Consider the following 8230-nt stretch of genomic DNA (forward strand, 5'->3'; position numbering starts at 1 on the left):
ATCCGGCACGTCGTCAAAAGAAGTGGGAAGACGCTTTCGGCAATCCCTTGAGCAAGCTTCCCGACGAAATTCTCAATGGTGACTCCGCGAGCCAATCACCGATCATGGCCGGCATTCAGAAAATCAAACTGTCGCTCTTCGATAGCAGCTTGGCGAAACAAGGCAGCGCAAAGCGCTTGGTGGTCGCCTCGGACATGATCGAGCACACGACGCTTTACTCGCAGTACCGATCGGGGCTCGACTATCAGAAATATCTCAACAGCGCCGCCGATCGAACCTATGGCACGTCGCTCGATGGGGTGGGCGTCACGATTCTCTACATCGACAGGGCAAAGAAGCCGTTTCAGTCGCTCGACCATGCCGAGTTCTGGACGCAGTGGGTCCAGAGCCATCACGGCGAGTTCGAAAAGCTGGTTGGCTTGGAGGGGCTAAACTGATGGCCAGGAAACACGAACATGCCCTCTTGGGCCATCCAGGTTTTCCGCTGGTTGTCTTTGCGGCGCTGACCCTTGGCGGCTGCGTCTTCATCGCCATTGCCAAGCTGTCGGGTGTGAGCCCAATTGTGGGGGCGGGCATACCAGTCTGCCTGATGTTGTTCTATCTGAGTATGTCAGTCTTCACGGGGAAGCTTCGGCTGCACGATGAGCAGACCGGCGACAACCTCTACTACATGGGCTTCCTGTTCACCCTATCGAGCCTCGGGGTCTCGTTGTTTCAGTTCGGGTCAGAAGGATCGACCGAGACGATCGTCAGGAACTTTGGTATCGCCGTTACCTCGACGATCACTGGTATCGCGCTCAGAATTTTCTACAACCAGATGCGCCGCGACCCTGCCGACATCGAGCGGACGGCGAGGCACGAACTCGCCGATATGACGCGGCGTGTGAGAGCCGAGATGGAGAGCGTAACCAGGGAATTCGCCGACTTCCGCCGCGTCAGCCATCAAATGCTTGAGGAGGGGTTTGCGGAGATTGCCGCGCAGGCGGAGCGAAATGGGGAGCATATTAGATCTGCCCTAGACAAAATCGCGATGGAAGCGATCAAGCCGGTCCAGGAGGCGTCGGGCAAACTCAGTGACGCGCTTAAGGATAATTTCGGGCAGGTCGAAAGTCAGTTCTCGTCGATTGCGCAGCGCGTCGAGGCGGCCGCGGATTTGCTCGACAAGGCGAATGGCTCAATGTCCTCGTCGGTGAGCAAGCTCGGCGCGCAAGCGGACAGCGTGGCCACTAAGCTTGAGAAGGTTGTCGTCCCAGACGAGGTGCTGAAGAACGACTTGGCGCCAATGGTGAAGCTCCTAGGCAACGCCGTGGCGCAGTATGCGGTGAAAACCGAGACCGCCTCCCAAGAGCAGCAAGCTCGTATGACCGGCCTTTCAGAGGTGGTCTCAAAGGTGGCGAGCGGCGTTGAGCGAGCGGCGGCTGCGGCAGAGAAGACCGCCGAGACTGTTCAAGCGCAGCAGCGTTTGACCGAGGCGCTTGCGGCGGTGGTGCAAAAGCAAAGTAAGGATACGAGCGAACTCGTTGCAACGCTTGCGGAAAAGAGTCTCCAAGTCTCGCGAGCGAACCAACCCGCCAACGGCCCTATAGCAATTGATCCGGTACGCTCGGCAACACCTGCTGCCAGTGTAGGGCAAGAGGCAACAATTAAGATCGCCGACAACCCGCAGGGCGATTCCTTCCAAACCTTGAGTGGAACGCCCCAGGCAGAGAAGCCTGAGCCGCCGAGACGAACCAGTTGGTGGGGCAGGTGAGCGAGTTTGGCTCAACATCAATTGCCTTCGAGCGCAAGGGCTATGGCCGCGGCCTGATCCTCGGCCTGACGATGGCCGAGACCATGCTCCTTTTGGTGTTCTGCCTTCTGTTGGCGGCTGGTGCAATCATCGCCAAGAAGGAGAAACAGGCTGCGGAAGCCCAAAGGATTGCGCAATCCGTTCAGGAGAAAGTTCACAAGCTCGACGAAGAAAACAAGCGGCTGCTTGCTCAGCTGAATGCGCTGGTCAAACCCGCGACGGGGCGCAATGTGCCCGACCAGGAATGGCGTGAACTGGTCCTTGCGAAGGATGCCGTCGAAACAATCAAGAAGGCCGGCCTAACGGTGGAAGAGGTGATGAAGAGGGCGGCCGTCACCAAAGTCCTTGCCGAGAACGATGTCGATGTCGATCAAGCCAAGGCGATGATCGAGCACATGAAGGTGCTGAAGGAGAATGGCTATGTCGGCGGCGGCAAGACTCCTAAGGACCTCTCGGATGCACTAAAAAAGGCAAATGAGTCTGCTGTCGCTGCCAAACCCCACGATTGGCCGCCGATCATAAGTCTCAGCGAACTTGACGGCTATAATTTTGAATCCGGTAGCGCCGAGCTTTCAGACCGGTTCAAGACGAGGCTGCGCGATCTGTCGAAGACGATTGCGGGCATTGCAACGTCCTACGGCGTCGACGTCATCGAGGTGATTGGCCACACGGACGAGCAAGCGATGTCCGGTCAGTCATCGAATATGGACAAAGGCCTCCAACCGGTTTTGGCCGGCAAGGTGGAGGTTGGTGCGCTTCATCCGGCCGACAACGCGGGCCTTGGATTGGCTCGAGCAATATCCGTCACAAGCATTCTTCGCGATATGCCCGAGTTGCACGGTTTCACCATTCTGCCGATGTCGGGTGGCCAGCTGATCTTGCCCGGTGATCTTCTGACTGACGGGGCGCAAGCGGGCGACGTGAAGGCAAGAAGGCGAATTGAAATTAGGGTAAGGCAGCGCTCCCGCGAAACGGAGCTCGCGCCGGCTCAGGGATCGAAGTCATGAGTGGGAGAGAATGCTGGTGACTTAGCGCGCTCAGCATTGAGTTGGGACTCAAGGGATGGGGTTTTACGTTCGCAAATCGATCAGCGCGGGACCGTTCCGCTTCAATTTTTCGTCCGGCGGGGTTGGCGTCTCCGTTGGCGTAAAGGGCCTTCGGATCGGGACGGGTCCACGAGGCCACTACATCCACGCCGGGGTTGGTGGTCTGTACTACCGCGGTACCCTCGGAAAAGCCGGCGGGAAAAACGCAGCCCGATCGCAGGCGCCTCAGCCGCTCCAAGCACAGCCGCAACCGTCCGGGTCAGAGTATGTCGCTGATGGCGTCCTGATGAGGGAGATCGAGTCCGGCGACGTGATGGATATGCGCGATGAAACGTTTGCCAACGTGCTGGATGAAATCAACGCCAGGCAAGCGCAGACGCGGCTCTCCGTGATACTGGCAGTCCTATTCGGTATCGTGGGCTTCCTTATTGGGAAAGCGGTCGGCGGTGCCGGGTCTGTGGTGGGGGTAGCCGCATTTCTACCGGGCATGCTGATAGGCCAATGGTTTGACGGCTATCGCCGCGTGAGCGTGCTTTATTACGATCTGGAGCAAGATGCCGAGGCTGCTTATGGGAGGTTGGTTGCCGCGTTCGAGACGCTTAACCGTTGCGCGGGACGGTGGCACGTCGCGGCCGGGGGCAAGATCGAAGATCTAACAACTTGGAAGCGCAACGCCGGGGCCAGCATGCTGGTCGACAAAAAGCCAACGACCCTTGCAAGCGCCCTACCGAACGTTGTTCGCAGCAATGTTACACCGCCTGCAATTCACGTGGGCCGGCAGGTGCTCTATTTCATGCCCGATCTCGTCCTCGTGTGCGGATTCCGACATGAAGTCGGCCGCCATTCCGATCAAAGACCGGCCACCATTCCGATTTGAAGCCGGCCACCGTTCCGATCAAAGACCGGCCAGTTTTCGGCACTGAAGATTACCTCCTGGGTCAGCAACTTTGGCATCAAGTGCCCCGCCGTAAACGGGGAGATTTGGATGCCGGCGAAGAGAAGGCTGACCATGAGACAATTGAGACAAATGCTTCGGCTTGCCGGGAGCGGGACGAGCTCCCGCGAGATAGCAGTCATGTTAGGAATAGCGCGCAGCACCGTGCAGGATAACCTGCAGCGTGCGGCAGCAGTTGGATTAACCTGGCCGTTGCCGGGCGAGCTGACCGACGATGCGCTCGAGCACAAGCTTTTCAGCCGCAATGGTGTCAGGCAGGGCACACGGCGGCGCACGGAACCGAACTGGGCCGATCTTGCGGTCGAGCTCAAGAAGCCAGGCGTCACTTTGCTCATCCTCTGGGAGGAGTATCGGGAGGCGCATCCCGACGGGTACGGATACAGTCGCTTTTGTGAACTCCTGCGGGGATTCCAGCAGCGACTGTCGCCGACAATGCGCCAGGAGCACGCCGCCGGCGACAAGGTCTTCGTGGATTATTCCGGCAAGAAGATCCCGATTGTCGACCGCAAGACCGGCGAGATCCGCGAGGCGGAGATCTTCGTGGCGGTGCTCGGCGCCTCCAGCTACACCTTTGCCGAGGCGACCTGGACGCAAACGCTGCCCGACTGGATTGGCTCGCATGTCCGGATGTTTCGTTTTTTTCACGGCGTTCCCAGGCTCGTGGTCCCCGACAATCTGAAGTCGGGGGTCAGTCGCGCCAGCTTCTACGATCCCGAGATCAACCGCAGCTACGGCATGATGGCCTCTCACTATGGCGTCGGGGTTCTTCCGGCACGGCCGAGACGCCCTCGGGATAAATCGAAAGTGGAGAATGGAGTGCGTTTCGCCCAGTCCTGCATCCTGGGGCGCCTGCGCAATCAGGTTTTCTTCTCGCTGGCCGAGGCCAATGCCGCCATCGCCCAGGCACTCGATCGCATCAATGACCACGTCATGCGCCGGCTGGGCCTCAGTCGCCGGCAGCTCTTCGAGACCGTCGAGCGCCCGGCTTTGGCCAGTCTTCCACCGGAAGATTACGAGTTTGCCGAATGGCGCTTGGCCCGCGTCTCGACGGATTACCACGTCGAGTTCATGACCTTCTTCTATTCCGTGCCCCACGCCCTCATTCGTCAGCAGGTCGATCTGAGAGCGACCGCGCGCACCATCGAGATTTTCCATCGCGGCAAGCGCGTCGCGGTGCATCAGCGCCGATACGGAGGTCTTCGCCATGGAACCGATCCGGACCACATGCCCAGTTCGCACCGGCGCTATGCCGAGTGGACACCGGAGCGCTTTCGACGCTGGGGCGCGTCCATCGGGCCGCAGACGGAAGGTCTGGTCGTCGCAATCCTCGCCAACCGTCCGCATCCCGAGCAGGGCTTTCGAACATGTCTGGGCATCCTACGCCTGTTTCGCGACATCGATCGCAATCGGGCCGAAGCCGTATCGGCCCGCGCTGTCGAGATTGGTGGCCTGAACTGCAAGAGCATCGCCTCGCTCATCGCCAACCACAAAGCCGCACGTCAATCGGGCGAACCAACCGCCATTATCGAACACGCCAATCTGCGTGGCCCTGATTACTTTCATTGAGAGACCCACCAATGCTGATCAATCCGACTATCGACATGCTGCGGGAGCTTGGCCTTTACGGCATGGCAACCGCTTTCCAGGAACTGGACGGTCAGTCCGAAGCGCGCGGCCTCGAGCACGGCGAATGGCTTGCCATACTGCTCGAACGGGAAGCGACCATGCGCCGCCAGAAGCGTTTTGAGGCTCGCGCCAGGGCTGCCAAGCTTCGTCATGACGCTCAGATCGAGAATGCCGATTTCCGCGCCGCCCGCGGTCTCGACCGCACTCTGTTCATGGCGCTTGCCGGCTGCGACTGGATCAGAAAGCATCACGGTCTTCTTGTCACCGGGCCAGCCGGTGTCGGCAAAAGCTGGCTTGCCTGCGCTCTCGGTCACAAGGCCTGCCGCGAAGACTTCTCTGTCGCCTACCACCGGGTTCCCCGGCTATTCGCAGCTCTCTCGCTTGCAAGAGGCGACGGGCGATACGGCAGGATCCTCAAATCTCTTGCCAGGACCGACCTGCTGATCCTCGATGACTGGGGACCGGAAAAGCTCAATGACGACCAACGTCGCGATCTCCTGGAGATCATTGAGGATCGCTACGAGCGACGCTCAACCATTGTCACAAGTCAGGTGCCCGTGGATCGCTGGTGGGAAATCATTGCAAACCCCACTCTGGCCGATGCCATCTTGGACCGCCTCGTTCACAACGCCTATCGCATCGATCTCACCGGTGAAAGCATGCGAAAACAGCGCCCGCTAGTCGCATCTGAAAGCATCGAAGCTTGACCTGAAACAAAACCCAACCCAAACATCAAAGCGACCCAGGATCAGACCGAAAACTGGCCGGCTTCAAATCGGAATCGTGACCGGAATGAAATCGGAATGACCGGCCGGCTTCAAATCGGAATCCATGGCCGGCTTCATCGGAATACGCACATTGCGAAGGCCTGGAGCGTTGAACTTGCCCTCTAGTCCACGCCATTGCGTCAGCGTCGACCAGCTCGACAGGCGTCGGCGTACCGTGCTGGGGGAGTGAGGTCCGCTGCTCCTCAGCAGCCCCGCTTGCATCAACGCGGCGCTCACGTCCTCGGGCATGCCATGCGCCGGATCGGCCTCGCGCCGGGCTGGATCCCAAAGATGATGCGCCAAGAATTTGAGCAACAACGCTTCCGGGGCCGGCCAGGGCAGGGGATTTGCCGTGGCAGCCTGGCACCATGCCTCAAGGTAGGCGAGGTCGGAGGCGAGCGCCCGCATCGAGTTCTCGCCGATGCCTTCGCGCGCCAGGTGGCGCAGGGTCTCGACATCGCCGTCCGACAGGAGCTCGGCGAGGAATTCGCGGCGATCGAACGGCAGCACAGCGTCCAGCGCGTCGAGCGCCTCGGCGCGGCGCAAGACGTCGGTCGAGCTTGAGATCGTTCGAATTGCCCGCATTCCGTGGGTTCCTTCGGCGTCGAGAGCATGGATTCTGGCCGATTTGCCCCGCGAAAACAATCACTAACGATAAGAGGTCATTATCGATAGTGAAAGCGGCGCCAAACGATGTACGGTGCAAGTCCACTTAAGTGTCGGATAGCTTGATTTTCGCGAATCATGTTAAGGTAAATCAATGGTTTATGACTTCGGCAAACTGCCTCTGGATAGGCTCATCAGCCCGGTTGCTGGCGCCACGGAGGTTTTGACGCGTCTCGATGAGCGGCTTCACCGTTCGCCGGTTCGGGAGGGCTGGATCGAGCGCCAGAATTTTGCCGACGCCGTCGCGGCACTTTGGCTTGAGGGCGAGCTCGTCCATATCGAGGACCTTGTCCTGCACGACGCTCACATGGATGTCCGCGCGCCGACGCACGAGCTTACACGTGCTCATGCGATCCTGCGCGCGCGAAGGCAAATTGTCGCCCGTGCTCCGGACTGGGCGCTCGGGCGCGACGGGCTGCGCCACTTGACCGGCCGTGGCGCGGGGGCGGCGCCGGACGGCGGTCGCGAAGGGCAGGGGGCGCCAGCCGAGCAATTGGCCGACGAAGCCGAGTCGGATCCATTGGCCGAGGAGTTTGCGGCGATCGACGCCGTTCTCGATCGCGCGGCGAAGGTGCTGGAGGGTGGGACGGCGCCGGTCCGCAAGGAGCGGCCGGAGCAGTCCGACCGGCCGTCGCTCGTCTATGATCTCGACTGGGACGAGGATGCGCGCTTGGCTGAATGGCAGGGCGTGCTCGCGGATACGCGGGCGCTGCCGCCAGTGCTGCGTGCAGCAATCCTGCTCGAGGCTTGGTCCCGGATCGAGGTGCTGCAGCATGCCGCCTGGCTCGGGCCGCTGCTGGTCGCCGCGCTGCTGCGGCAGGAAGGCGTTGCCGCAGGGCATCTTGCCAGCCTGCATCTCGGCGCCAAGAGCATTCCAAGGGAGCGCCGGCGCGCAAAGGCGAGCGGCGAGCGCTTGTTGGCGTTTGTCGACGCCATCCAGGAAGCAGCCTTGGCGGGATTGAAGGAGCACGATCGGCTGGTGCTGGCGAAAAACCAGTTTGAGCGACGGTTGCGCAGACGTCGTTCCAGTTCGAAACTGCCTGATCTGGTCGAACTGGTGCTGTCGCGCCCGATCGTCTCCACCGGCATGGTCGAAGAAAGGCTGAAAGTCTCGAAGCAAGGAGCGCTCAATCTCATCGGCGAGCTTCGCCTGCGCGAGATGACCGGCAGGGGGAGGTTTCGAGCGTGGGGTGTAGTTTGAGATGAGAGTCGTGAGACCCATCGCCGCCGGTTCGCGCAGCCCGCAGCCGAGCGCACCTACACCGATGTGACGATCAAGGTGTTCGTCTCGCATTTCGGCTTCGACACACTTCGCGATCTGCGGGACATGGAGGTGCTCGTGGATACGGCGTGCTAAGCAAGGAGAGGTTGTTGGCGGGCG

At 60.4% G+C, this 8230-nt stretch carries 6 protein-coding genes and 2 pseudogenes; 7 read left to right on the forward strand and 1 reads right to left on the reverse strand.

Going from position 1 to position 8230, the window contains the following annotated elements:
• From EOA60_RS37465 to istB, 6 genes and pseudogenes are all read left to right on the forward strand, one after another.
• Positions 1-437 (forward strand): annotated as a pseudogene (locus EOA60_RS37465) (hypothetical protein); the annotation flags it as partial.
• Entirely contained in the window at positions 437-1750 is a 1314-nt protein-coding gene (locus EOA60_RS10560; protein ID WP_128311328.1) for a hypothetical protein, read from the forward strand. The pseudogene EOA60_RS37465 and the gene EOA60_RS10560, both read left to right, overlap by 1 nt.
• The gene (locus tag EOA60_RS10565; RefSeq protein ID WP_164896269.1) at positions 1747-2796 is read left to right on the forward strand and encodes a hypothetical protein; all 1050 of its coding nucleotides are present in this window, start codon (positions 1747-1749) and stop codon (positions 2794-2796) included. The genes EOA60_RS10560 and EOA60_RS10565 overlap by 4 nt, the downstream gene beginning before the upstream one ends.
• 325 nt (positions 2797-3121) lie before the next feature.
• Positions 3122-3712: a hypothetical protein gene (locus tag EOA60_RS10570; RefSeq protein WP_245491848.1), complete on the forward strand. Its 591-nt coding sequence runs from the start codon at positions 3122-3124 to the stop codon at positions 3710-3712.
• A 132-nt stretch (positions 3713-3844) separates the two neighbouring features.
• Positions 3845-5356 (forward strand): IS21 family transposase, encoded by a 1512-nt coding sequence (istA, locus tag EOA60_RS10575; RefSeq protein ID WP_164748550.1) that lies wholly within the window; start codon positions 3845-3847, stop codon positions 5354-5356.
• Between the two features lie 11 nt (positions 5357-5367).
• Complete coding sequence (istB, locus tag EOA60_RS10580; protein WP_127336032.1) at positions 5368-6123, forward strand: IS21-like element helper ATPase IstB; 756 nt, start codon at positions 5368-5370, stop codon at positions 6121-6123.
• Positions 6124-6273: 150 nt separating this feature from the next.
• Here the strand turns inward: istB and EOA60_RS10585 are convergent.
• Positions 6274-6768, reverse strand: a pseudogene (locus EOA60_RS10585) (integrase); the annotation flags it as partial.
• A 175-nt stretch (positions 6769-6943) separates the two neighbouring features.
• On the opposite strand from EOA60_RS10585, the gene EOA60_RS10590 reads away from it, so the two are divergent.
• A complete protein-coding gene (locus EOA60_RS10590) occupies positions 6944-8050 on the forward strand; it encodes an RHE_PE00001 family protein (protein WP_128311332.1) in 1107 nt (368 codons plus the stop codon).
• Positions 8051-8230: the final 180 nt, after the last annotated feature.

It is taken from the genome of Mesorhizobium sp. M1A.F.Ca.IN.020.06.1.1 (assembly GCF_004023265.1).
Classification (GTDB): Bacteria; Pseudomonadota; Alphaproteobacteria; order Rhizobiales; family Rhizobiaceae; genus Mesorhizobium.

Bases quoted from the DNA above. Each gene is read 5' to 3' on its own strand.
- EOA60_RS10560 (WP_128311328.1), top strand. From the start codon at position 437: ATGGCCAGGAAACACGAACATGCCCTCTTGGGCCATCCAGGTTTTCCG.
- EOA60_RS10570 (WP_245491848.1), top strand. From the start codon at position 3,122: ATGAGGGAGATCGAGTCCGGCGACGTGATGGATATGCGCGATGAAACG.
- istA (WP_164748550.1), top strand. From the start codon at position 3,845: ATGAGACAATTGAGACAAATGCTTCGGCTTGCCGGGAGCGGGACGAGC.
- istB (WP_127336032.1), top strand. From the start codon at position 5,368: ATGCTGATCAATCCGACTATCGACATGCTGCGGGAGCTTGGCCTTTAC.
- EOA60_RS10590 (WP_128311332.1), top strand. From the start codon at position 6,944: ATGGTTTATGACTTCGGCAAACTGCCTCTGGATAGGCTCATCAGCCCG.